This is a genomic window from Streptomyces sp. BK239 (genome assembly GCF_004217285.1).
Classification (GTDB): Bacteria; Actinomycetota; Actinomycetes; order Streptomycetales; family Streptomycetaceae; genus Streptomyces.
Genome location: NZ_SHKS01000002.1, coordinates 821,940 through 846,624, shown reverse-complemented (window position 1 = coordinate 846,624; position 24,685 = coordinate 821,940). Strand labels below are relative to the sequence as shown.

Annotated in this window: 20 protein-coding genes; 16 read left to right on the top strand and 4 right to left on the bottom strand. The window is 71.2% G+C overall.

The features are described from left to right. Positions 1-44: 44 nt before the first annotated feature. Positions 45-644, top strand: coding sequence for a GNAT family N-acetyltransferase (locus EV567_RS09610; RefSeq protein ID WP_130438231.1), 600 nt, complete (start codon positions 45-47; stop codon positions 642-644). A 293-nt stretch (positions 645-937) separates the two neighbouring features. Further along, positions 938-2,911: an ATP-dependent DNA helicase gene (locus EV567_RS09605; protein WP_130438230.1), complete on the top strand. Its 1,974-nt coding sequence runs from the start codon at positions 938-940 to the stop codon at positions 2,909-2,911. 153 nt (positions 2,912-3,064) lie between these two features. Here EV567_RS09605 and lexA read toward each other — a convergent pair whose 3' ends face one another. Further along, on the bottom strand, positions 3,065-3,844 hold the full coding sequence (gene lexA / locus EV567_RS09600) for a transcriptional repressor LexA (protein ID WP_130438229.1): 780 nt from the start codon (positions 3,842-3,844) through the stop codon (positions 3,065-3,067). 598 nt (positions 3,845-4,442) lie between these two features. Here lexA and nrdR point away from each other — a divergent pair. Together nrdR and EV567_RS09590 are read left to right on the top strand one after the other, a co-directional pair. Then, a complete protein-coding gene (gene nrdR / locus EV567_RS09595) occupies positions 4,443-5,009 on the top strand; it encodes a transcriptional regulator NrdR (protein ID WP_130438228.1) in 567 nt (188 codons plus the stop codon). A gap of 164 nt (positions 5,010-5,173) precedes the next feature. Further along, positions 5,174-8,068, top strand: coding sequence for a vitamin B12-dependent ribonucleotide reductase (locus EV567_RS09590; protein ID WP_130438227.1), 2,895 nt, complete (start codon positions 5,174-5,176; stop codon positions 8,066-8,068). A gap of 103 nt (positions 8,069-8,171) precedes the next feature. Here EV567_RS09590 and EV567_RS09585 read toward each other — a convergent pair whose 3' ends face one another. Beyond that, on the bottom strand, positions 8,172-8,780 hold the full coding sequence (locus EV567_RS09585) for a TerD family protein (RefSeq protein WP_278044743.1): 609 nt from the start codon (positions 8,778-8,780) through the stop codon (positions 8,172-8,174). Positions 8,781-8,857: 77 nt separating this feature from the next. Here EV567_RS09585 and EV567_RS09580 point away from each other — a divergent pair, with 77 nt between their 5' ends. The 6 genes from EV567_RS09580 (at position 8,858) to EV567_RS09555 (ending at position 13,676) form a co-directional block, all read left to right on the top strand. Further along, a complete protein-coding gene (locus EV567_RS09580) occupies positions 8,858-9,463 on the top strand; it encodes a YdbC family protein (protein WP_130438225.1) in 606 nt (201 codons plus the stop codon). Positions 9,464-9,581: 118 nt separating this feature from the next. Then, complete coding sequence (locus EV567_RS09575) at positions 9,582-10,241, top strand: histidine phosphatase family protein (RefSeq protein WP_130438224.1); 660 nt, start codon at positions 9,582-9,584, stop codon at positions 10,239-10,241. 63 nt (positions 10,242-10,304) lie between these two features. Further along, a complete protein-coding gene (locus EV567_RS09570) occupies positions 10,305-10,766 on the top strand; it encodes a hypothetical protein (protein ID WP_130438223.1) in 462 nt (153 codons plus the stop codon). 97 nt (positions 10,767-10,863) lie between these two features. After that, positions 10,864-11,769 (top strand): ADP-ribosylglycohydrolase family protein, encoded by a 906-nt coding sequence (locus EV567_RS09565; protein ID WP_130438222.1) that lies wholly within the window; start codon positions 10,864-10,866, stop codon positions 11,767-11,769. A gap of 501 nt (positions 11,770-12,270) precedes the next feature. Continuing rightward, positions 12,271-12,972 carry a ribonuclease HII gene (locus EV567_RS09560; RefSeq protein ID WP_130438221.1) on the top strand — a complete coding sequence of 234 codons (702 nt, stop codon included), beginning with the start codon at positions 12,271-12,273 and terminating at the stop codon, positions 12,970-12,972. Positions 12,973-13,040: 68 nt separating this feature from the next. After that, positions 13,041-13,676, top strand: a complete 636-nt coding sequence (locus EV567_RS09555) for a hypothetical protein (RefSeq protein ID WP_130438220.1) — start codon at positions 13,041-13,043, stop codon at positions 13,674-13,676. 437 nt (positions 13,677-14,113) lie between these two features. On the opposite strand, the gene EV567_RS09550 is transcribed toward EV567_RS09555, so the two are convergent. Continuing rightward, a complete protein-coding gene (locus EV567_RS09550; RefSeq protein ID WP_130438219.1) occupies positions 14,114-14,734 on the bottom strand; it encodes a hypothetical protein in 621 nt (206 codons plus the stop codon). Positions 14,735-15,114: 380 nt separating this feature from the next. Between EV567_RS09550 and EV567_RS09545 the strand changes: the two genes are divergently transcribed. Continuing rightward, complete coding sequence (locus tag EV567_RS09545; protein WP_130438218.1) at positions 15,115-17,274, top strand: RecQ family ATP-dependent DNA helicase; 2,160 nt, start codon at positions 15,115-15,117, stop codon at positions 17,272-17,274. A 98-nt stretch (positions 17,275-17,372) separates the two neighbouring features. Here the strand turns inward: EV567_RS09545 and EV567_RS09540 are convergent, their stop codons facing one another. Continuing rightward, positions 17,373-18,035, bottom strand: coding sequence for a MerR family transcriptional regulator (locus tag EV567_RS09540; RefSeq protein ID WP_130438217.1), 663 nt, complete (start codon positions 18,033-18,035; stop codon positions 17,373-17,375). A gap of 87 nt (positions 18,036-18,122) precedes the next feature. On the opposite strand from EV567_RS09540, the gene EV567_RS09535 reads away from it, so the two are divergent. From EV567_RS09535 to EV567_RS09515, 5 genes are all read left to right on the top strand, one after another. Then, entirely contained in the window at positions 18,123-18,548 is a 426-nt protein-coding gene (locus tag EV567_RS09535; protein WP_130438216.1) for a DUF3291 domain-containing protein, read from the top strand. 119 nt (positions 18,549-18,667) lie between these two features. Next, a complete protein-coding gene (locus tag EV567_RS09530; RefSeq protein ID WP_130438215.1) occupies positions 18,668-20,077 on the top strand; it encodes a DUF4192 domain-containing protein in 1,410 nt (469 codons plus the stop codon). 128 nt (positions 20,078-20,205) lie between these two features. Further along, positions 20,206-20,964, top strand: coding sequence for an NUDIX domain-containing protein (locus EV567_RS09525; protein WP_130438214.1), 759 nt, complete (start codon positions 20,206-20,208; stop codon positions 20,962-20,964). 50 nt (positions 20,965-21,014) lie between these two features. Continuing rightward, positions 21,015-23,273, top strand: coding sequence for an ATP-binding cassette domain-containing protein (locus EV567_RS09520; RefSeq protein ID WP_130438213.1), 2,259 nt, complete (start codon positions 21,015-21,017; stop codon positions 23,271-23,273). Positions 23,274-23,436: 163 nt separating this feature from the next. Continuing rightward, positions 23,437-24,324 carry a FadR/GntR family transcriptional regulator gene (locus EV567_RS09515; protein ID WP_130438212.1) on the top strand — a complete coding sequence of 296 codons (888 nt, stop codon included), beginning with the start codon at positions 23,437-23,439 and terminating at the stop codon, positions 24,322-24,324. Positions 24,325-24,685 lie beyond the last annotated feature (361 nt).

The following is a 24,685-nucleotide window of genomic DNA, read 5'->3' as shown; positions in this document are numbered from 1 at the left end:
GTCGAACGCACCTGCCGACACCCGCTGACGAGAGGAGCCGCGCGATGTCCCGCCTCGACGTGTCGGACCCGCTCGACCGCATCGGCGACTGGGGGCCTGCCGTCACCCCCGCCGGTGACTTCCGCCTCGTACCCGTACACCCCGAGCGCGACCTAGCCCTCATCTCCGCGTGGATGAACGACCCCGCGGTCGCCGCTTTCTGGGAACTGGCCGGGCCCGAGTCCGTGACCGAGGCCCACCTGCGCCGCCAGTCGGCCGGCCACGGGCACAGCGTCCCCTGTCTCGGCGTACTGGACGGCACACCGATGAGCTACTGGGAGATCTACAGGGCAGACCTCGACCCCTTGTCCATGCACTACCGCGCCCGGCCGCACGACACCGGCGTCCACCTCCTCATCGGGGGCGCCGCCGACCGCGGGCGGGGCCTCGGTGGCCGTCTGCTCAGGGCCGTCGTCGGCCTCGTACTGGACAGGCGGCCCGCCTGCGCACGTGTCATCGCCGAACCGGACCTCCGCAACATCCCCTCCATCGCCGCCTTCCTCGACGCCGGCTTCCGCTTCTCCACCGAGATCGACCTCCCCGACAAACGGGCGGCCCTCATGATCAGAGACCGGCCGCCCTCCTCTATGTGTGACGCTGAGTGATTGTATCGTCACAGGTGGAACGGTCCGGTGCGCTGCCGGGTTCCCGGTGGCCCGATGTCCCGCAACTTTTTTTTCGGGCGGCTCGAGCGAGCGTTTCGGGCCTCCCATCTCCCCTCGGCCCGCCCCTTCGACCCATTCCCTCCCTTTCTCCCTCCCCCCGCTCCCCTCTGTCTCCTTCCTCCTCCGTCCCCTCGATCCGGGAAGCGCCCGACCTTGATTCCGTCCCCGTCCGCACCTCCGTCCACCTGCGCGACCACACGTTTGTCAGTGCCGCGCCGTAGGGTGGTCGCGCTATGACGAAGCCCTCACTCCCCGAACTCCTGCATGCCGCCGTCGCCGCCGTCGGCGGCACGGAGCGCCCAGGCCAGGTGACCATGGCCGAAGCCGTCGCGGAGGCGATCGACGACGGCACCCACCTGCTGGTGCAGGCCGGCACCGGCACCGGCAAGTCCCTGGGGTACCTCGTGCCCGCCCTCGCCCACGGGGAGCGTGTCGTCGTGGCCACCGCGACTCTGGCTCTGCAGCGCCAGCTCGTGGAGCGGGACCTGCCGCGCACGGTCGACGCGCTGCATCCGCTGCTGCGCCGCCGCCCGGAGTTCGCGATGCTCAAGGGCCGCTCGAACTATCTGTGCCTGCACCGCCTGCACGAAGGCATGCCCCAGGACGAGGACGAGGGACTCTTCGACCAGTTCGAGGCAGCCGCCCCCACCAGCAAGCTGGGCCAGGACCTGCTGCGGCTGCGCGACTGGGCGGACGAGACGGAGGACGGAGACCGCGACGACCTGACGCCGGGCGTCTCCGACCGCGCCTGGAGCCAGGTGTCGGTGTCCTCCCGGGAGTGCCTGGGCGCCTCGAAGTGCGCCTACGGCGCCGAGTGCTTCGCGGAGATGGCCCGTGAGCGGGCCAAGCTGTCCGAGGTCGTCGTCACCAACCACGCCCTGCTGGCGATCGACGCCATCGAGGGCGCCCCGGTCCTCCCGCAGCACGAGGTGCTGATCGTCGACGAGGCGCACGAGCTGGTCTCGCGGGTCACCGGAGTGGCCACCGGCGAGCTGACGCCGGGCCAGGTCAACCGGGCGGTGCGCCGGGCGGCGAAGCTGGCCGACGAGAAGGCCGCCGACCAGCTCCAGACGGCGGCCGAGGGCTTCGAGCGGTTGATGGAGCTGGCGCTGCCGGGCCGCCTGGAGGAGATCCCGGAGGATCTCGGCTACGCGCTCATGGCGCTGCGCGACGCCGCGCGCACCGTCATCTCCGCGATCGGCGCGACCCGTGACAAGTCCGTCCAGGACGAGGACGCGGTCCGCAAGCAGGCGCTCGCCTCCGTGGAGAGCGTGCATGACGTGGCGGAGCGCATCGTGAACGGCTCCGAGTACGACGTCGTCTGGTACGAGCGGCACGACCGCTTCGGGGCCTCTCTGCGCGTCGCCCCGATGTCCGTGTCGGGCCTTTTGAGGGAGAAGCTCTTCGCGGATCGCTCCGTCGTCCTGGCCTCCGCGACACTGAAGCTCGGCGGCGACTTCAACGGTGTGGGCGCCTCCCTGGGCCTGGCGCCGGAGGGCACGGAAGGCGAGGACGTGCCGCCGTGGAAGGGCATCGACGTGGGCTCGCCCTTCGACTACCGCAAGCAGGGCATCCTGTACGTCGCCAAGCACCTGGCGCGCCCCGCGCGGGACGGAGACCGCGGGGACATGCTGGACGAACTGACGGAGCTGATCCAGGCGGCCGGCGGGCGCACCCTGGGGCTGTTCTCCTCCATGCGGGCCGCTCAACTGGCGGCCGAGGAACTGCGCACGCGCATCCCCGAGTTCCCGATCCTGCTCCAGGGCGAGGAGACCCTCGGTGAGCTGATCAAGAACTTCGCGGCCGACCCGAGGACGTGTCTGTTCGGGACGCTGTCCCTCTGGCAGGGAGTGGACGTGCCGGGTCCCAGCTGTCAGCTGGTGGTGATGGACAAGATCCCGTTCCCGCGTCCGGACGACCCCTTGATGAGCGCCCGCCAGAAGGCGGTCGAGGACGCGGGCGGCAATGGCTTCATGGCCGTCGCGGCGACGCATGCCGCGCTGCTCATGGCTCAGGGCGCGGGGCGGCTGGTGCGCGCGTCGGCGGACCGTGGTGTGGTGGCCGTGCTGGATCAGCGGCTGGCGACGGCCCGCTACGGCAGTTATCTGAAAGCGTCCATGCCCGACTTCTGGTACACGACGGACCGCAACCAGGTTCGCAAGTCGCTCGCCGCCATCGACGCGGCGGCGAAGGTGGCTGAGGCCTGACGGCGTTCGACCTGCCCCGAACAGAGCGAGACCCGGCTGACGGCGTGGGGTGACAGGGGACGGGTCCCCGAACGGCACAGGGCCCCGGAATCGGCGCAGGGATTCCGGGGCCCAGTCAGGGAGGCGGATCGAGGAGGTCCGTCCGCCGCCGTCTCAGACGCGGCGCAGTACGGCCACCACCTTGCCGAGGATGGTCGCGTCGTCGCCGGGGATGGGCTCGTAGGACGCGTTGTGCGGGAGCAGCCACACATGGCCGTCCTCGCGCTTGAAGCGTTTGACGGTCGCCTCGCCGTCGAGCATGGCGGCCACGATGTCACCGTTCTCCGCGACCGGCTGGCGGCGGACGGTGACCCAGTCGCCGTCGCAGATCGCGGCCTCGATCATGGAGTCGCCCACGACCTTCAGGACGAAGAGCTCACCGTCGCCGACGAGCTGCCGGGGCAGCGGGAAGACGTCCTCGACGGACTCCTCGGCGAGGATCGGGCCGCCGGCCGCGATCCGTCCGACCAGCGGGACGTAGGAAGCGGCCGGCTTGCCTGCGGTGTCGGTGGGCTGGACGGAGGCCGCCTGGTCCGAGCCGCGCACCTCGTACGCGCGGGGGCGGTGCGGGTCGCGGCGCAGGAAACCCTTGCGCTCCAGCGCCATCAGCTGGTGTGCGACCGACGACGTGCTGGACAGTCCGACCGCCTGGCCGATCTCCCGCATGGACGGCGGGTATCCGCGCCGCTGCACGGAATCCCTGATGACCTCGATCACCCGGCGCTGCCGGTCGGTGAGCCCCGAGCTGTCCGCCCGGATGCCTGGAGGTCGGCCCGGCAGGGAGCGCTTGTGCCCCTCGGGATTCGTGGCTTCGTTCATCGCGTGCACCGGATCGATTCGGCCCTGGGAGCGGTCCTGGGCAGTGATGGTGGCACTGTCTGCGGTGGTGGTCACGTCGGCCCCTCTCGGTTGTCTCCCTGCTGGACAACGGTAGTTGCTTTCGAAAGGTTGCGCCAAACACACGTTCGAGTGAAAAAGTGTGGACTGTCTGACTTGATCATGTGTCTGGGTGTATAGCTGACGTGCTTCCCGGCAGGTCTGAGCGCGCTCGCCGTTGTACTCTTCACCGCCGGGCCGACGACATCTCCTCGGGGGTGTCGCTTCAGTCTGCCATCGGTCCTTCCTCGGGCCGGGGATCAGGCCTGGCTCTGCCCGAGAGTCCCACCTCTCCCCCTTGTGGCGCTCACGCTATCCCCGCAAGCGCGCCCGCGACACGGGCGTGCACGTGTACGCGTGCGCGTGCCTGTGCGTCGCCGGGTGCTGCGCGTGACAGCGAGAACGCGTGCGGTGAGACCGTGTGCCTGCGACACGCGCTACTGCCTGGTCGTATGGGCCAAGCCCCATATGTAGTGGTTGGATTGCGGCAGCAGCCCAAGTGTTGTGGTCCCCCGGGTCTTCGGATGGTCGCGGATCGCCTATGCTGGAGCTGCTTCGCGGGGCTCCTGAGGCCCGGCGAGGCTATTGAGTCTGCTGTGAGGAGGGTTGGAGTTCCATGCACTGCCCCTTCTGCAGGCACCCCGACAGCCGCGTCGTCGACAGTCGTACGACCGACGACGGCACGTCGATCCGCAGGCGCCGCCAGTGCCCGGACTGCTCCCGTCGTTTCACGACCGTGGAGACGTGTTCGCTCATGGTGGTCAAGCGGTCCGGAGTCACCGAGCCGTTCAGCCGCACCAAGGTCATCAACGGCGTCCGCAAGGCATGCCAGGGACGGCCGGTCACCGAGGACGCGCTCGCCCAGCTCGGGCAGCGGGTCGAGGAGGCGGTGCGGGCCACCGGAAGCGCCGAGCTGACCACCCACGACGTGGGCCTGGCCATACTCGGTCCGCTGCAGGAACTCGATCTCGTCGCCTATCTGCGGTTCGCCTCGGTCTACCGGGCCTTCGACTCGCTCGAGGACTTCGAGACCGCGATCACGGAACTCAGGCAGACGGGGCGCGCCGCCGCGGACGACGACGACCGTGCGGACGACAAGGGCGCTGTCACGGGGAGCCGGGAAGACGACGCGGGACCCGGAGGGACCGTCCAGGTCCCCGAGCCCGCGCACGCCGCCGACTGACCGACGGGCCGGAACCGGGCGGACACCCCGGGCCGGCCGGGCGGCGGCGGACGAAGACGTGTCACGGGCGACAGGCGAGGGCGCCCGCGACATCACAGACACAACACCGTGCCACGGGAACATCGTGGCATTTCAGGGCGTTTTTGCCTGTACAGGGAGGCGGCATGACAGAGACGGCGAGCGGTCCGGCACGAGGTTCCCGAGCGAAGGGCGCCAAGGCCACCAAGGGGCTGCGTATCGAGCGCATCCACACCACGCCCGGCGTACACCCGTACGACGAGGTCGCGTGGGAGCGTCGTGACGTCGTCATGACCAACTGGCGCGACGGCTCGGTCAACTTCGAGCAGCGTGGCGTCGAGTTCCCCGACTTCTGGTCGGTGAACGCGGTCAACATCGTCACCAGCAAGTACTTCCGGGGCGCCGTCGGCACCCCGCAGCGCGAGGTCAGCCTCAAGCAGCTGATCGACCGGATCGTGAAGACGTACCGGAAGGCCGGCGAGGACTACAGCTACTTCGCCTCGCCCGCCGACGCCGAGATCTTCGAACACGAGCTGGCCTACGCCCTCCTGCACCAGATCTTCAGCTTCAACAGCCCCGTCTGGTTCAACGTCGGCACCCCGCAGCCCCAGCAGGTCTCCGCCTGCTTCATCCTGGCCGTCGACGACTCCATGGAGTCGATCCTCGACTGGTACAAGGAAGAGGGCATGATCTTCAAGGGCGGCTCCGGCGCCGGCCTGAACCTGTCCCGGATCCGTTCCTCCAAGGAACTGCTCTCCTCCGGCGGCAACGCCTCCGGCCCGGTCTCCTTCATGCGCGGTGCCGACGCCTCCGCCGGCACCATCAAGTCGGGCGGCGCCACCCGCCGTGCCGCCAAGATGGTCATCCTCGACGTCGACCACCCCGACATCGAGGACTTCATCCAGACCAAGGTGAAGGAAGAGGAGAAGATCCGCGCACTGCGCGACGCGGGCTTCGACATGGACCTGGGCGGGGACGACATCACGTCCGTCCAGTACCAGAACGCCAACAACTCGGTCCGCGTGAACGACACGTTCATGAAGGCCGTCGAGCAGGGCGGCAAGTTCGGCCTGACGTCCCGCATGACCGGCGAGGTCATCGAGGAGGTCGACGCCAAGTCGCTCTTCCGCAAGATGGCCGACGCCGCGTGGGCCTGCGCCGACCCCGGCATCCAGTACGACGACACGATCAACCACTGGCACACCTGCCCGGAGTCCGGCCGCATCAACGGCTCGAACCCCTGCAGCGAGTACATGCACCTGGACAACACGTCCTGCAACCTCGCCTCGCTGAACCTGATGAAGTTCCTCAAGGACGACGGCAAGGGCAACCAGTCCTTCGAGGCGGAGCGCTTCCAGAAGGTCGTCGAGCTCGTCATCACCGCGATGGACATCTCCATCTGCTTCGCGGACTTCCCCACCCAGAAGATCGGCGAGAACACCCGCGCGTACCGCCAGCTGGGCATCGGCTACGCCAACCTCGGCGCCCTGCTGATGGCGACCGGCCACGCCTACGACTCCGACGGCGGCCGCGCCCTCGCCGGCGCCATCACCTCCCTGATGACCGGCACGTCGTACCGGCGCTCCGCCGAACTCGCCTCGGTCGTCGGCCCCTACGACGGCTACGCCCGCAACGCCGACGCCCACAAGCGCGTCATGAAGCAGCACGCCGACGCCAACGGCGCCGCCACCCGCATGGACGACCTCGACAGCCCGGTGTGGGCGGCCGCCACCGAGGCCTGGCAGGACGTGCTGCGCCTCGGCGAGAAGAACGGCTTCCGCAACTCCCAGGCGTCCGTGCTCGCCCCGACCGGCACCATCGGTCTGGCGATGTCCTGCGACACCACCGGCGTCGAGCCCGACCTCGCCCTGGTCAAGTTCAAGAAGCTGGTCGGCGGCGGCTCGATGCAGATCGTCAACGGCACCGTCCCGCAGGCCCTGCGCCGCCTGGGCTACCAGGAGGAGCAGATCGAGGCGATCGTCGCCCACATCGCCGACCACGGCAATGTGATCGACGCCCCGGGCCTCAAGCCGGAGCACTACGAGGTGTTCGACTGCGCCATGGGCGAGCGTGCCATCTCCCCGATGGGCCACGTGCGCATGATGGCCGCGATCCAGCCCTGGATCTCCGGCGCCATCTCCAAGACGGTCAACATGCCGGAGTCGGCGACCGTCGAGGAGGTCGAGGAGATCTACTTCGAGGCCTGGAAGCTCGGCGTCAAGGCGCTCGCGATCTACCGCGACAACTGCAAGGTCGGCCAGCCCCTCTCCGCGAAGACCAAGGAGAAGGAGAAGGCCGAGATCACGGAGAAGGCCGAGGACGCGATCCGCACCGCGGTCGAGAAGGTGGTCGAGTACCGCCCGGTCCGCAAGCGCCTCCCCAAGGGCCGTCCCGGCATCACCACCTCCTTCACGGTCGGCGGCGCCGAGGGCTACATGACCGCCAACTCCTACCCGGACGACGGTCTCGGCGAGGTCTTCCTGAAGATGTCCAAGCAGGGCTCGACTCTCGCGGGCATGATGGACGCCTTCTCCATCGCGGTGTCCGTCGGCCTCCAGTACGGTGTGCCGCTGGAGACGTACGTCTCGAAGTTCACCAACATGCGCTTCGAGCCGGCCGGCATGACGGACGACCCGGACGTGCGGATGGCCCAGTCGATCGTCGACTACATCTTCCGCCGTCTGGCGCTCGACTTCCTGCCCTTCGAGACGCGCTCCGCGCTCGGCATCCACTCCGCCGAGGAGCGTCAGCGTCACCTGGAGACCGGTTCGTACGAGCCGGCCGAGGAGGACGTCGACGTCGAGGGTCTGGCCCAGTCGGCTCCGCGCCAGACGGACCTGAAGGCCGTCGCCACGCCCAAGGCCGAGTCCGAGGCGGCCAAGCCCGCCCCGACGCAGGCCCACACCAGCGCCGAGCTGGTGGAGATGCAGCTGGGCATCCAGGCCGACGCCCCGCTGTGCTTCTCCTGCGGCACGAAGATGCAGCGCGCCGGTTCCTGCTACATCTGCGAGGGCTGCGGCTCGACCAGCGGCTGCAGCTGATCACGGGCACGCCGGCCAGGGGTGAGTGACCTGGCGGAGGGCGGTGGAGCCGATGTACGGCTCCACCGCCCTCGCGCGGTTCAGGTAGTGAGGTGGCGCGGGCTCAGGCGCGTCGCGTACGGCCCATGATGCGGCTGAAGTCCGTCGGGTCGTCCTCGTAGCCCCGGACTCCGGGGCGGAACGTCCAACCGACGGGGGGCACGCGTACGAACTCCGCGATCGTCGCGGCCGTCGAACCGAGGACGCCGCCGAAGTCGTCCGTCGCCAGGTCCGTGTAACCCTCACGGATGCGCACGGCGGGGTTGATCACGCTGACGAAGGTGCGGTGCGCGGGGCGCTGCTGGATGACCACGCCGACCACCACGCGCACGTACCGCGCGTCGAGCCGGTCCAGCTCCAGCGTCATGACCTCGTCCCAGCCGAAGCCCTTGCCGTCCCTGCTGTCCCGGTTGAGGAAGATGGTGCCGTCGGGGGAGCGGCTGTCGAAGTGCACCACGTAGGCGGGCTCCGCCTCAGGGTCCTCGCTCAGGTAGGTCGCGGCGACGAGATCCAGGTCGGTGGGTGGCTCCCCCGCCGGACTCGGGTCCCACTTCACCGCCGTCTCGACCTTGCCGATCGCCTTGTTGAGGCCGTTCACCGTCACTTCCCTCCCCGTCGCGGGTGTGCCGCCCTGAACTCCCTGATCACCAGGGCCGGTTGTCCATCCTGCCACGCGCGTGCGAGCGCCCGCACGGCCGCTTCCCATCCGAACGTGACCGACGCCACGTCCTGGGGCCTTACCATGGCGCGGTGCTGGTCAAGTGGATTCGCTGCACCGTGGTGGACCGCCGCGGTTTCGAACGGGGGCAGCGGAAATGGGCGGGGCTTCTGGGCGAGCCGGGGTTCCGGGGGCAGGGCGGCGGCTGGAGCAGGGCGCGGCCCTCGGTCGCGCACGTCTTCGCCTTCTGGGAGAGCCGCGCCTTCTACGACTCCTTCATGGCGCGCTCCCACGACCGGCTCGCGACGGCCCAGGCAGGCACCTTCAAGGACGCCCAGGTGCGGCTCTTCGACTACCGCTTCGACGTGAAGACGGGCTTCGAGCCCCGCTTCACCGACTCCGACCTGCTCCGGGTCGCTCTGTGCAGGGTGCGCGAGGAGCGCGCCGAGCACTTCACGCTGATGCAGGAGAAGGTGTGGAACCCGGCGATGGCCGGTTCGCCGGGCATGATCCGCGGGTTGTTCGCGGAGGCGCCGGGACACGAGTTCCTGGTGCTGTCGATGTGGCGCTCCGAGGCCGAGCACGGCAAGTACCGGACCGAACGCATCGAGCGACTCGCGCTGCGGGCCCAGACAGAGGCGGACATCTCCTCGCTCACCGGCGACATCGTGCGGCTCGAACCGGCCTGGACGGTCTGATCGCCGGCCGCCCACGCGAGCGTTCAGCGATGTCACACGGTGCAGACTTCGTGTGACCTACGCTGTATGAAGGGCTTACAAGTGCTCGATCGGCCGCCATCCGATCTAGGGTTTTGGCATGGCACGACCACGGCGCATCGTCCTTGTCCGGCACGGGGAGTCAACGGGCAATGTTGATGACAGCGTGTACGAGCGTGAACCCGACCACGCTCTGGCCCTGACCGAACGGGGTGTGCGGCAGGCGGAGAAGACGGGCGAGACCCTGCGGGAACTGTTCGGCCGCGAGCGCGTCAGCGTGTACGTGTCGCCCTACAGACGCACGCACGAGACCCTCAAGGCCTTCCACCTCGACCCGGACCGCATACGGGTGCGTGAGGAGCCCCGGCTGCGGGAGCAGGACTGGGGCAACTGGCAGGACCGCGACGACGTCCGTCTGCAGAAGGCTTATCGCGACGCCTACGGGCACTTCTTCTACCGGTTCGCGCAGGGGGAGAGCGGGGCCGACGTGTACGACCGGGTCGGCGGCTTCCTGGAGAGCCTGTTCCGCAGCTTCGAGGACCCCGACCACCCGCCGAACGTCCTGATCGTGACCCATGGCCTCGCCATGCGCCTGTTCTGCATGCGCTGGTTCCACTGGACCGTCGCCGAATTCGAGTCACTGTCGAACCCCGGGAACGCCGAGATGCGGATGCTCGTTCTCGGAGACGACGGCAAATACACCCTGAACCGCCCTTTCGCCCGCTGGCGAGACCCGGAGCCGTACGGGATCTCCGGATAGTCGCTCCCATGGGCCGCACCCCGGCCCCTTCTGACGGCCCTGCTTGGCGCGAGGACGGCACCGGTGAACGCTCTGCTTGAGGATGTGGACGCGAGCGCGCGATGGGTCGCGCGAGCGCTCAAGAGTTCGGGCTACCGCGCCGACTTCTCGCCGGCCAGTCTGCGCGACGTCGAACAGTTCATGATCGACCACAGCGACGCGGGAACGGCGGTCGAGGGCGGGCTCCTCGCCACCGGCCTGGGGTCCCGACTGTTCGCCCTGGGCTGCTACGTGGGTGAGACTGTGCGGCGCGCCCTTGGCGGAAGCTGGGAGGCGGACGACGGCGATCCGGAAGGCGAGATCAACGTAAGGCTTCGGCTGCCTGAAGGGGCCGTCATATGGCCGGTGCAACGCTTGATGAAGCGATTCGAGAACGGTCCCGAGGACAGCGTCGTCGGGTACGGGGCGGCCCTCGGGCTCGACATGTCGCCGCAGTCGCGGACCCCCGCGAAGCGGCGCTTCCGGTGGCGTTTCGGCCTGCGCTGACCTGGGCTGAGGGGCAGGGCCGGGATCGGTGGAGCTGCGCTGTGGTGCCGGATTCCTCGGTGACGATTTTGCGGTGACGAATTAGAGTGGCAGAGCGATGACCGTTGACTTCTCTTATGAGGGGCGCCTGGAGCGCGCTCTGGCTTCCCTGTGTGGGCTCGCGGTGGGGGACGCACTGGGCTCGCAGTTCTTCGTGCCGGTGAACTATCCGCTGCTCAAGCGCCGGGAACCGCCGCCGGGCCCCTGGCAGTGGACGGACGACACGGAGATGGCCTGTTCCGTGGTCGCCGTGCTGGCCGCCCACCACCGCATCGACCAAGACGCGCTGGCCCGCTCGTTCGCCGAGCACCACGACTTCGACCGCGGCTACGGCCCCGCCGTCAACCGGCTCCTCAGGCTGGTCCGGGAGGGCGGCGACTGGCGTGAGCTGTCCGCCGCCCTCTTCAACGGACAGGGTTCCTGGGGCAACGGCGCCGCCATGCGGATCGCCCCGCTGGGCGCCTGGTACGCCGACGATCCCGAACAGGCCACCCACCAGGCGGAGATCTCCGCCTACCCCACGCACCAGCACCGGGAGGCCGTGGTCGGGGCCATGGCGGTCGCCGCGGCGGCCGCGCTGGTCGGCGCTCCGGGCGGTCCGCCCGCTCCGGAGGCCCTCCTCGACGGCGTCATCGCCCTCGTCCCCAAGAGCGCCGTCGGCGCCGGTCTGCGGCGAGCCCGCGACATGCTCGACTACGGCGACGCGAGCACCGTGGCGGCCGTTCTGGGCTGCGGCCGGCGCACGACGGCGCACGACACCGTGCCCTTCGCGCTGTGGTCCGCCGCCCGGGCTCTCGGCGACTACGAGAACGGGTTCTGGACGACTGCCCAGGTGGGCGGGGACGTGGACACGACCTGCGCCATCGTGGGCGGTGTGCTGGCGTCGGACAAGGCCGGGGCCCCTCCCGGCGCTTGGGTGGAACAGGTGGAGCAACTGCCCGGATGGACGCCTCGGACCGGATAGGCGACAACTCTCCGTGTTCAATGGGAACTCTGCGTGATCGGTATCCGTTCTTCGAGTATCCGCTGCGCGCGCTGCGAGTGCCGCACCGGCGGTGATGTCCGAAGCGGTGAGAAGTGATGCGGAGCGTCGGGGAATGGTCATGCGGTCGGTGTCGTTGTTGCGGGCGCTGTGGGGTGCGGTGGTGTTCGTTCTGTTCGGGGACTGGGGGCGGTGGCGTCGGGTAAGCGGTCAGATCTTCGTGGAGCGCGGGCGGTCGGCGGCGGGTCCGCCAACTCGCCCCGCCGTCGGGGCGATCGCCGCGGGAAAGGCCGGGCGACTGCCTCCCCGGCGTCCCGTCGATGGGCGGGCCGAGGGCGGTGGCCGGGGTGTGATCGGCTGGGCAACTGTGATGCCCTGGAGGGGAGTTGGGGTGGTTTGTGGAGGGCTCCCGCCGCCTTCCACGCGCGTGTGGGGAAACCGGGGTGTCGCGAGGGGATCCCGGCGGCGTACCCTAAGGTCGCCATGCCGTACGAACCACCCACTCACACCGTCGAGCGCTCCCTTCGCGCCACGACCGGAGCGAAGGTCATTGCCGGTGTCGACGAGGTGGGTCGAGGCGCCTGGGCCGGACCCGTCACCGTCTGCGCGGCGGTCACCGGACTGCGCCGGCCGCCCGTCGGCCTCACCGACTCCAAGCTCCTCTCCGTCAAGCGCCGCAACGAGCTCGTCGTGGCCTTGGAGGAGTGGGTCACGTCCTACGCCCTGGGTCACGCCTCTCCGGGGGAGATAGACGACCTCGGGATGACGGCCGCGCTGCGGCTCGCCGCGGTGCGCGCACTGGACGCTCTGCCGATACGCCCCGACGCGGTGATCCTCGACGGGAAGCACGACTACCTCGGCACTCCGTGGAAGGTCCGCACCGTCATCAAGGGGGACCGGTCGTGCGTCGCGGTCGCGGCGGCATCGGTGATCGCCAAGGTTCGGCGCGACAAAATGATGGCCGAACTGGGCATCGACCATGCAGACTTCGGCTTTGCGGACAATGCCGGGTATCCGTCACCCGTGCACAAGGCCGCACTGGCGGAACGGGGACCCACCCCGTACCACCGGTTGTCGTGGGCGTATCTTGATGCGCTGCCCCAGTGGCGGCACCTCAAGAAGACCCGCAGCTGGGCGGACGGAAGCGTTCCGGAGATCGAGGGTCAGCTCGGCTTCGACTTCTGACGATTCCGCTCGCACTGATGTGCCACCTGCTGGCGCGAGCCGCACCAACGTTTGATAGACAACAGCCCATGCCTCTCATTCCCGAGGAGCCTCAGATTCACGAGAGTGCCCAGGGTCCCCGCGCCACTCCGGCCAGCGGCCGCACCGCGCCGACCCCTCGACCCGTACCTGGTCCCCGTCCCGCGGCTCCGTCGCGTCCGGGACGTCCTGGTCCCGTCCGGCCCACGCCGCCCGCGCAGCGCGCACAGCGTGACGCCGTCAAGCCCGGGCCCTCGGCCCCGGCCGCCCACGCCGCTCCGCCGGCCGCTCCGGCGACTCCTCAGATCCAGCTCATCCCGGCCTCGGCCGAAGGTGCACTGGACGCCGCCGAGGAGGCCGTGGACCTGCTCCTGGACTCGGGGCGGGCCCCGGGTGAGGTGCTCGTGCTCACCACCGGCGAGCAGCACCCCTGGGCGGCCCACGAGCTGAGCTTCGGCGAGGCGTCCTACTGGGCGCAGCAGGACGCGGGAGACGACGTCTTCTACGCCGCTGCCGCCGCCGTGGACCGCGCAGCCGTACGGCCCGTCGTCGTGGTCGCCGTCAACGGCGGACCCGACGCGGTGGCCGCCACCGCTCTGCCCCTCGCCCACAAGCGGGCCGGCACGCTGCTGATCGTCTGCGGCGACCCGCAGCAGATCAACGCCGTGCTGGGCGCGGGCGTCTGAGGCGAACCGGTTGCGGCCACGCCGGGCGTGAACACCGGGGTGCGCAAGCGGGGCGGAGGAGGCGTCGCGGTCGCGGCTGCCTCCAAGGCGCCACCGGACGCGCCCGGTTGACGGGGGATCATGTCTCAGCCGGTGGACGGGGCGCGGCGTCCGGTCGAGGGCGACTCGGGCAGCCGCGTAGCCGATCACGGTGGCTCCGTCCGGTCCGCCGGGTCGGCGGTGGATCGTGCGGGGTTGCCGTGAGCAGCGCCGTGCGACGGTGAGCGCCGGGCGTGGGCAACGGGTCTGCGTCCCGCCGCAAGGCGATCCTGCCTGCACAAGCCGTTCCCTCTGCCCGGAAGGTGGCCGTGACAACGGTCGGCCTTCCGGGTGCGGGTCGCTGCTTGGTACGAGGGCGGGGCGCCCGTGTCGCGTCCGGACCGCGCCGGCGTCTGCGCTCAGCGGGCCGCGGCGCGGCGCAGGACCTCCGAGGCGGCGCCGCCTGTGCGGGGCAGCGGAGGCGGCGCCTCGGACAGGGCGAAGGGCTCCGGAGAGGAGTCCGCGTTGGGGCGGCGGCCGCCGCGGCCCTCGCCGAGGACCTGCCAGCCGTCCCGGGTCAGCGTGATGTACGAGCCGCAGCGCAGACCGTGCAGTGTGCAGGCGTCACGCAGGCCCCACATCCACGCGCCGTCCTCCTCCGTCCAGCGGGCGTCGCCGTCACGGCAGTAGAGCAGCACGGCGGTGCGGACCGGGGTGCGGCGGCGCAGGTCGTGCGGGATGACCCGGCGCAGCTGCGAAAGCAGCGCGTTGCGGAACATCCAGCCGTCGGCGGGAGCCTGGCGGCGGGTGAACGAGGCGCTGGCCAGCAACCGTTCGTCCGGATCGAGCACGGCCACGACCGCGGTGGCCGGCCGGGGCCGGTGCCGCGCGTGCAGCCCGCTGACGACCTCGCGTGGGTTGCGCAGCAGCGGAATCCCCGCCGCGGCCCACTCAGCAGGCTCGAGCAAGCGGTTGGCGGAAGCGGTGGACGTGGACGATGACGATGATGCCGCCGAGGACGGAGCGAATCCGAAGGTCACGAGCCTCCCTTCGGCTACGGCCCACACAGGGGGCGGGTCGGATTCGGGGGGAGCGCACACCGCAGCAAGGCCCTGCCGGACCACGGACGAGCCGTGCGGGGAGCGGAACTCAATTCTTCCTGTCGAACTTGGATGCGGCAACGAGCAATTGGGGCCACCGACCGTTATGCGGCGGTGCGAGTCATATATCCCTACCCAATGAGGTGCGCCGTGACGCGTGTGCCCGCCGTACACGCTCAGTTAACCCCGTGTGGGAGGTGAGTTTCCCCCGGTCCGGACGCTGGAAGGTGGTGCGGGAGAGCCGTGAGAGCACCCGGCCGGTTGCGCACGGTAGTCGGGTGAAGTGGCCGATTGTCCGTGGCGTCGGGTTGCATGGGGGCATGGACGTTACGGAGCTGCGCGCCGAAGCCGATGCCATCCTCGCCGAGCTCGTCGGCGCCTCCCCGGGGGAGGCGCGGTTGCGGGAGGACCAGTGGCAGGCGGTGGACGCGCTGGTGCGGGAGCGGCGGCGCGCCCTGGTGGTGCAGCGCACCGGCTGGGGCAAGTCCGCGGTGTACTTCGTCGCCACAGCACTGCTGCGCCGACGCGGTGGCGGGCCGACCGTGATCGTCTCGCCCCTGCTGGCGCTGATGCGCAACCAGGTCGAGTCGGCGGCGCGGGCCGGCATCCGGGCGCGGACGATCAACTCGGCCAATCCGGAGGAGTGGGACACCATCCACGAGGAGGTCGAGCGGGGCGAGACCGACGTGCTCCTCGTGAGTCCCGAGCGGCTGAACTCCGTGGACTTCCGCGATCACATGCTGCCCAAGCTCGCGGCGACGACCGGTCTGCTGGTCGTCGACGAGGCGCACTGCATCTCCGACTGGGGGCACGACTTCCGCCCGGACTACCGCCGGCTGCGCGCGATGCTCGCCGAGCTGGCCCCCGGGGTGCCCGTGCTGGCGACGACGGCGACGGCCAACGCGCGGGTCACGGCAGACGTGGCCGAGCAGTTGGGAACCGGCGCCGGCGAGGCCCTGGTGCTGCGCGGCCCGCTGGAGCGTGAGAGCCTGCGGCTCGGGGTGGTGCGCCTGCCGGACGCGGCGCACCGGCTGGCCTGGCTCGCCGAGCACCTGGACGAGCTGCCGGGCTCGGGAATCGTCTACGCGCTGACGGTGGCGGCGGCCGAGGAGGCCACCGCGTTCCTGCGGCAGCGCGGCTTCCGGGTGGCGTCGTACACGGGACGCACGGAGAACGCGGACCGGCTGCAGGCGGAGGCGGACCTGCTGGGGAACCGCGTCAAGGCGCTGGTGGCGACGTCGGCGCTCGGGATGGGCTTCGACAAGCCGGACCTGGGCTTCGTGGTGCACCTCGGCTCGCCCTCCTCGCCGATCGCCTACTACCAGCAGGTGGGGCGTGCGGGGCGCGGTGTGGCCCACGCGGACGTGCTGCTGCTGCCGGGCAAGGAGGACGAGGCCATCTGGCGCTACTTCGCCGACACCGCCTTCCCGCCCGAGGCGCAGGTCCGCCAGACCCTCTCGGCCCTCGCCGACGCGGGCCGGCCGCTGTCCGTGCCGGCCCTGGAGGCCCTGGTCGACCTGCGGCGCACCCGTCTGGAGACCATGCTCAAGGTCCTCGACGTGGACGGCGCGGTCAAGCGGGTCAAGGGCGGGTGGGTCTCCACCGGCGAGCCGTGGGTCTACGACACGGAGCGCTACGCCTGGGTCGCCGAGCAGCGGGCTGCCGAGCGGCAGGCCATGCGGGACTACGTGAGCACGACCGGGTGCCGCATGGAGTTCCTGCGCCGGCAGTTGGACGACGAGGGCGCGGCCCCGTGCGGGCGGTGCGACACCTGCGTGGGCGCCTGGGCCGACGCCGCCGTGTCCGCCGACGCGCTCACGGGGGCGGTGAAGGAGCTGGACCGTCCGGGAGTGGAAGTCGAGCCGCGGCGGATGTGGCCCACAGGCATGCCCGCCCTGGGCGTCGACCTCAAGGGGCGCATCCCGGCGGGCGAGCAGTGTTCCACCGGGCGGGCCCTGGGCCGGCTCTCCGACATCGGCTGGGGCAACCGGCTGCGCCCGCTGCTGGCGGAGAACTCGCCGGACGGACCGGTCCCCGACGACGTCCTGCGGGCCGCGGTGGCGGTCCTCGCCGACTGGGCGCGCTCCCCGGGAGGATGGGCGTCGGGAGGCCCGGACTCCTCCGCCCGGCCGGTCGGCGTCGTCGCCGTGCCGTCGCTGTCCCGCCCGCAACTCGTCGGCTCCCTCGCCGAGGGCATCGCGAGGGTCGGCCGCCTGCCCTTCCTGGGCACCCTGAGCCACGTCGGGCCGGACGGCGCGCACGCGGCGCGGCGCAGCAACTCCGCCCAGCGGCTACGGGCGCTGACCGACGCCTTCACCGTCTCCGAGGAACTGTCGCGTGCGCTGACCCTCGCCCCCGGGCCCGTGCTGCTCGTCGACGACTGCACGGACTCGGGCTGGACCCTCGCTGTCGCCGCGCGCCTGCTGCGCCGGGCGGGCAGCGGACCGGTACTGCCGCTGGTCCTGGCCACCGCGGGCTGAGCGGCCGCAGGAGTGACCTTGGCGGTGTCGCAAGGGGGCCTGAGCGTCGACGCCCGCGCCGGTGACATGGGAAGCCAACGGGTGTGGTCGAGTGCCTTTCACTCACTCGGTCCGGGCTTGGCGTACCTGGTGTGGGACTCGGCTTCCTGGGCGAGCCGGCGCAGTGCGAGCAGCGCGGGTTCCAGGAGGAACGTCAGGAGCACCGCGCGCTCGGCCTTCTCGAGCGGGTCCAGCGGCTCCTGCAGCTGGTCCAGATCGAGGACGGCGGTCTGCTCCGCGAGCCGTGCGTAGGGCAGGAGCGACTGCCAGTGGTAGTCCACGCCCAGGGAGCGCAGCGTCTCAAGTGTCTGGTCGATGACGTGCCGGGCCGGGTTGTGCTCGGTGACGTCCCAGCCCAACTCGGCCAGCAGCGAGCCCGCTTCGGAGCCGCCCGAGTCGGTGGAGTCCTCGTCGGCGCTCTTCTCGACGCTCTCCTCGCCGGGCTTCCCGGTGGGCGACAGTCCGAAGACGAGGCCGAGCAGCGAGTGCATGTCGGTCGGGCACCCGGAGAGGGCGTCCAGCACATGGCGGGCCGCGCTGACGGACAGTCCCCGCACACCGATCAGGGCGCGGATCAGCCGCAGTCTGCGCACATGGTGCTCGTCGTACTCCGCCTGCGTGGCGGCGGTCGCGCGACCGGGCGGCAGCAGGCCCTCTCGCAGGTAGTACTTGATCGTCGCGGTGGGCACACCGCTGCGACGACTCAGCTCTGAGATGCGCACAGGTTTTCCGTTCCTTCCCCTGTCATTGGGAAGTGGCACTCTCTAATATGGATAGTGTCACTCACCAAATGTGGAGGCGAGACTACCGTGCCCACTCTTCCCTGGGTGAAGCCGAACCCGGCCCGACCCCACACCACCGCCTTCGTGATGGCCTCTCGGTTCGAGGTGCGGTCCCTGAAGGACGTGCCGCGCTTCTTCCTCAAGTCCCTGTCGGCCTGGAGGCAGGTCCGCAAGGCGCCCGGCGTCCTCGGGGCGTCGCTGGAGGCCCAGCTGACCAAGGGAGTGTTCTTCACGCTGTCGGCGTGGGAGGGCCGCGATGCCCTGTACGCGTACGCGCGGGCGGAACCCCACAGGAGCATCATGGCCGGGCTGCGCTCCACGATGCGCGAGTCGACGTTCACCTTCTGGGAGACGCCGGTCGAACGGCTGCCGATCGACTGGAAGGAAGCCAAGCGGCGCATCGACGAACAGGCCCGCGCCGACGCCGCCGACAGCGGGAGCGCCGCCCGCTGAACGTCCGGCCGAAGGCCGTCGCGCTCACAGGGCAGGGGCGGGAACCGCTGTGACGTGACCCTGACCGGAGTTATCCACAGGTCGAAGCGGAGGATCGCGATCCGCGAGATCGTCTGGGCATGACGAATCACAGCGAAACGACCGGAAGCCATGTCCCGTTCCACGGAGGCCCGATGGGCGACGGGGACACCCTGGCACCCCACCACGTGACCCTGCGCACCCCGGCCGAACTCGCCGACGCCATCCCGTACCTGCTCGGATACCGGCCCGAGGACAGCATCGTCCTGGTCGCCCTGCACGACCGGGGCGGGCGGGGCAGGTTCGGTGGCCGGGCCCGCCTGGGCATCCCACCCAACCCGGACGACTGGCGGGCCGCGGCACGTCAGTTGGCGCAGGGCCTCGTACGGGGCAGCGAACGCCGCGGAACCCGGCCCGCGCAGATGGTCGCCTACCTCTGTCAGGAGCCGGGCGACGGCGAGACGGGGCGCGAGATCATGGAACGGCTGCGTCCGCTGGCCCAGCGGCTGCGCGAGGAGTGCGGGGACCTGGACGTCCCCGTGATCGAGGCGCTGTGCATCTCCGACGGCCGATTCTGGTCGTACTGCTGCGGCGGCAAGGGCTGCTGCCCACCCGAGGGCGCCCCGATGGGCCTCCCGGGCACGTCCGTGGTGGCCGCCGCGGCCACCTACGCCGGCATCCAGGTCCGGGGCACCCTGCGCGAGCTGCGGGCCCGGCTGCTCCCGCTGGAGACGGGCACGGCGCTGGAGCAGGAGGTCGCGCTCGACACCGCGAGCATGGCGATGGTGCCCAGGATCGTCGAGGACGACAATCGCGCGATCGTGGCCGACGAGACGATCGAGCTGGCCGAACTGATCATGCGCCGCCTGGCGGCGGCTCCTCCGGTGGCGGACGCCCTGGAAGCGGACCGGCGGGATGACCGGCTGCTCTCCGCCGACGAGGCGGCCGCGCTGATTCTGGGCCTCCAGGACCGCACCACCCGGGACCGTGCCGCCCAGTGGATGGAGGGCGACGAAGCGACCCCCGCACTGCGTCTCTGGCGCGCCCTGGCCCGCCGCTGCGTCGGCCCCTACGGCGAGCACGCGGCGGCGCCCCTCACCCTCGCGGGCTGGGTCGCCTGGTCCGCCGGCGACGAACTCGAAGCCCGGGAGGCCCTCGCCATGGCTCTCGGCGCCGACCCCGGCTACCTCTTCGCCCGGCTCCTGCACCAGGCCTGCAACGAGGGTCTCGACCCCGAGTCTGTACGGAGCTTCCTGCGCACCGAACGGCAGGACCGCGCCCAGCGGACCGCACCGGAAGACGACGGCCCCGAGGACGGGGAGGGCCCCCGGAGCGGCCCCCGGCCCGACCGCCGACGCCGCCGACCCCGCCCCGCCTCCTCGGAGCGTGCGGCCGCGCAACGCCCGGGCGCGGATCGCCCCGTCCCAGGGCGCCCCGCCGCACACCCGCGCACACGCCCCCTGGGCAAGGCCGCCCGGCGGCGCGACAACTGCCCGGAGGGCACGGGGTGAGCGCGGGAGCACACCCGGGGACACACCCGCCCTGACGGACGGAACCGCACGCGTCGAGGAAGCGCCCGACGGACTGCAAATGGGGAGCGTGGCCTGTTTATCGTCAGGAAGACGACTATGATCGCCGCATGCCCTACGACCCGTCAGCGTTCCCGCCCTTCGCCGTCACCGTGGACCTGGTCGTACTGACCGTGCGCCGCCATGCCCTGTGCGCTCTGGCGGTCCGCAGGGGTGAGCCGCCGTTCCAGGGCCGGTGGGCTCTCCCCGGCGGCTTCGTACGGGCCGACGAGGACCTCTCCCAGGCGGCGGCACGCGAACTGGTCGAGGAGACCGGACTGCACGCGCACGATCCCTCCGCCCCCGCCCAGGATCACGGCGCCCACCTGGAACAGCTCGCCACCTACGGCGACCCCGACCGCGACCCCCGGATGCGTGTCGTCAGCGTCGCCCACCTCGCGCTCGCCCCCGACCTGCCGGCTCCCAGAGCCGGCGGCGACGCCAGCAACGCCCGCTGGGCGCCCGTCGATGAACTGCTCCAGCAGGGCGGTCACGGCCGGGACGGCGAACCGGTCGCGCCGCTCGCCTTCGACCACGCCCGGATCCTCGCGGACGGAGTGGAGCGCGCCCGCTCCAAGATCGAGTACTCCTCGCTGGCCACGGCGTTCTGCCCCCCCGAGTTCACGGTCGGGGAACTGCGCCGCGTCTACGAGGCGGTGTGGGGGGTGTCCCTGGACCCGCGCAACTTCCACCGCAAGGTGACCGGCACTCCGGGCTTCCTGGTGCCGACGGGCGGCACCACCACGCGGCAGGGTGGCCGCCCCGCCCAACTCTTCCGCGCCGGCGGTGCGACCCTGCTCAATCCGCCGATGCTGCGGCCCGAGGTGTGACACGGGAGTCGCACCGAAGAAAACGGACATAACGCGCTATCTTGCTACGGGTGATCCAGGCTTTCGGACTGACCAGCGAACCGCGCAAGGAGCTCCCGCCCGCCCTCGACGACGTGTCCTTCGAGGCGCGCCCGGGGCGCGTCACCGTTCTGCTCGGCACGCCGGGCGCGGGGAAGACCACGGCGCTGAGACTCATGCTCGAACTCCAACAGGGCTGTGGCATCACCTACTTCAGAGGCCGGCCTCTGCACCGCGTCGCTCACCCCGCACGCGAGGTCGGCGTCCTGCTGGGCGACGTGCCCGGGCATCCCGGCCGCACCGTCCGCGGTCATCTGCGCATGCTGTGCGCGGCGGCCGGCGTCCCCGCCCGGCGGGCCGACGAAGTCCTGGAAGCGGTCGGGCTGGTCAGCCTCCGGGAGGAACGACTCGGCACCCTCTCCCGGGGCATGGACCGCCGCCTCGGACTCGCCTGCGCGCTCCTCGCCGACCCGCACAGCCTCGTGCTCGACGAGCCCGCCGAGGGGCTCTCCGAGCGCGAAAGCCGTTGGCTGCACGGCATGCTGCGCGCCCACGCCGACCACGGCGGCACGGTCCTGTCGACCACGACCGACCCCAAGGAGGCCATCCGCATCGCCGACCGGGTCGTCACGCTGGACGAGGGCCGGCTCGTCGCCGACCAGGAGGTGGGCGACTTCGCCCGTACCCGGCTGCGTCCACGCGTCGCCGTACGCAGCCCCCACGCGGCCCGTCTCGCCGCCCTCCTGACCAAGGAGGCCCGCACCGGACACCGTTCCGTCGAGGTGGTCCAGGAGGACGGCAACCGGCTGTCGGTGTACGGCAGCACCTGCGCCGCCGTCGGCGACACCGCCTTCCGGCACGGCGTTCTCGTCCATCAACTCGCGGATGAAGTGGGCGACATGGGCCCAGGAGCCGGAGCGGCCGACCCGGAGCTCGCCGAACTTCTGCCGGCACCGTCCCGCCCGGCGACTCCGTCGACCGCCCGCACCCGCCCTGCAGACGATTCGACCGGCGCCGCGGCCACAGCCGCCCAGTCCGCGGCCCGGACCGACGCCTCAGCCTCAGGCGTTTCGGCCGCCGACCCGGCCGACGCCTCAGTCGAAGGCGTCCTGGCCGACGCTCCGATCGCCGACACCCCGGTCGCAGCAACCGCCGAATCCCTGGCTCGCCCGTCGTCCGACGCCCCTTCCGCACGCGCCTCGGCCCCCGCCGTGACCGCCGCCCCGGCCGACGAGAGCCCCGACGCCCGCCCCGATGCCGCCACGAGCGCCCCAGGCCGTTCCCTGGTCGCCGTGCCGGCCGCCGACGCCCCGGCGGCGACCCGACCATCCGGCGCGTCGCCCGACGAAACGCCTGCCGCAACCCCCTCCACCACGACCGACGCCGACAGCACCGGCCGCTCACCCGACTCCGCCCACGGCGCCATCCGCCCCCCGGCGCAGCACTCCCCGAGAACCGCCGCCCGCCGCCACCCCGGCGGCCGCGGTGTCACCTTGCCGCCCCCCATCTCCGTGCGCCCCGCCCCCAGCCCCCTTCGCCCCCTCCGCTACGAACTCCGCCGCGCCGCCGGCGTCGGCACGGGGTTCGTCACCGGCGCCGTCGTTCTCCTCCTCTCCGCCGTCACCGCCGTGTTCCTGGCGCGCGCCGGGCACACCTCGCAGGCGCGTCTGCTGGCCGCCTGGCCCGTCGAACTGCCGCTGCCCCCCGCCGCACTCGGCGCGGGACTGCTCGGGGCGCTCGCCTTCGGCGACGAGTTCCGCCACCCCGCGCTGGCCGCCGACCGCGGCACCGTCCCCCGCAGGCTGGGCATGCTCACCGCGAAGCTGGCCGTCGCCGCGTTCACCGCGCTGGCGCTGGCCTTCCTCACCGTGGGCTGCGACGCCGAGGTGCTCTACCTCCTCTACGGGCGGGAGCACGCACAGGTTCCCGCGGACTGGGCCCAGTTGAGCGTGAGCTGGATCGGGCTCGTGGTCGGCTGCGCCTGGGCCGGAGTCCTGGCGGCCGGCGTCTTCCGCTCCACCACGGCCGGGCTCGCCGCGGTGGCGGCCGTGCCGGTGGTCGTCGTACCCGTCGTACACAAGGTCGTCCACGGCGTGTCCGTGCGGACGGCGGCCGGGCTCTCGGTGCGGATGCGCGAGGTGTTCCTGCTCCAGTGGCCCTTCGGAGGCGAGCGCTACCTCGCCGCGGTGGTCCGCGTGATCGGTCAACCCTTCGGCGGCGCACTGGCGTTGTCGCTGACCTGCCTGCTCGGCGCCTACCTGCTCACGACCGTGCGGAGCCGCGCGCGATGACCGCGGACCGTGCGCACCCGATCCCGACGTGTGCGCAACTTCCCCACAGAAAGCCCATTTCTTTCCGATAAGGCGTCAATTCCGACGGGGTGAGCGATCACCCTTTCGTGTGCTTTTCACCAAAGCCCTCAAGGCAGTTGGAGGCAGCGCCGACAAAGGATCCGTGAGTACCCTTGCGCACACCATGATGACCGCCGCCCGCTCCGCCGACTCCGGTCTGGCCGGCCCGGGCGAACTCGACCGCTACCCCTATGCCGAGCCGCCCGTCACCGAGCGCGTCGGAGCTCCCGTCTGGGAGGGCGCGGACCCCGAGCTGGGCCGTGTGGGCCGGCGTGCCGCGGGCAGCCGCGGCCGCGGGCTGCACGGCCAACTCGTCCAGCAGCTCGGCCAGATGATCGTCTCCGGTGACCTGGGCGCCGACCGCCCGCTCGTGCCGGAGGAGATCGGCCAGCGTTTCGAGGTGTCCCGCACCGTCGTCCGTGAGTCGCTCCGTGTCCTGGAGGCCAAGGGCCTGGTCAGCGCCCGGCCGAACGTCGGCACGCGCGTGCGTCCCGTGAGCGACTGGAACCTCCTCGACCCCGACATCATCGAATGGCGGGCCTTCGGTCCGCAGCGCGACGACCAGCGGCGCGAGCTGACCGAGCTGCGCTGGACGATCGAGCCGCTCGCCGCCCGCCTCGCCGCGGGGCACGGCCGCGAGGACGTCCAGCGGCGGCTGTCCGACATGGTCGAGATCATGGGGCATGCCATGAGTCAGGGCGACGCGCTCACCTACTCCCGTGCCGACGCCGAGTTCCACTCCCTGCTCATCCAGATCGCGGGCAACCGCATGCTGGAGCACCTTTCCGGAATCGTGTCGGCCGCCCTCCAGGTCTCCGGCGGACCGGTCACCGGCTGTGACCGGCCGAACGAGGCGTCCCTGTCGCACCACGGCAGAATCGTCGACGCCCTCGCCGCGGGCGACGGCACCGGCGCCGAGGTGGCCATGCGCCAGCTCCTCACCGTCCACCCCGAGGTCGAGCGAGTCGTGCCGGCGCCGCGCGAGCACTGACCGCACCCGCCCCGCGGGCGGTGTGGTCGGGGTCTCGTCTCCCGTCGTCTCCCGGCCCCTCTTCCCGGCCGGCGCCCCGCCCCGTCCGTCGGACCCCGCAGTGCCCGCCTCCGGGACCGCGGGGTCCGACGGCGCGAAGAGGCCGGTTGGACGGCGGTCGCGTGGGTAGACGTCGCGGGTGACCTTAAGTGCCCGCGTCTGACCGTTTTTGAGCGCTTACGCGGTGTGACTCGGGCCACGAAGATTAGGCGTAACGCTCATGGAAACAACGCGATGACCTAAGAGGTGACAGCCGCGGAGGGAATACGGACGCCGTACAAGGCGCTGTGCATCTTCCCGGCCCCCCGCCCGCACCGTCGGC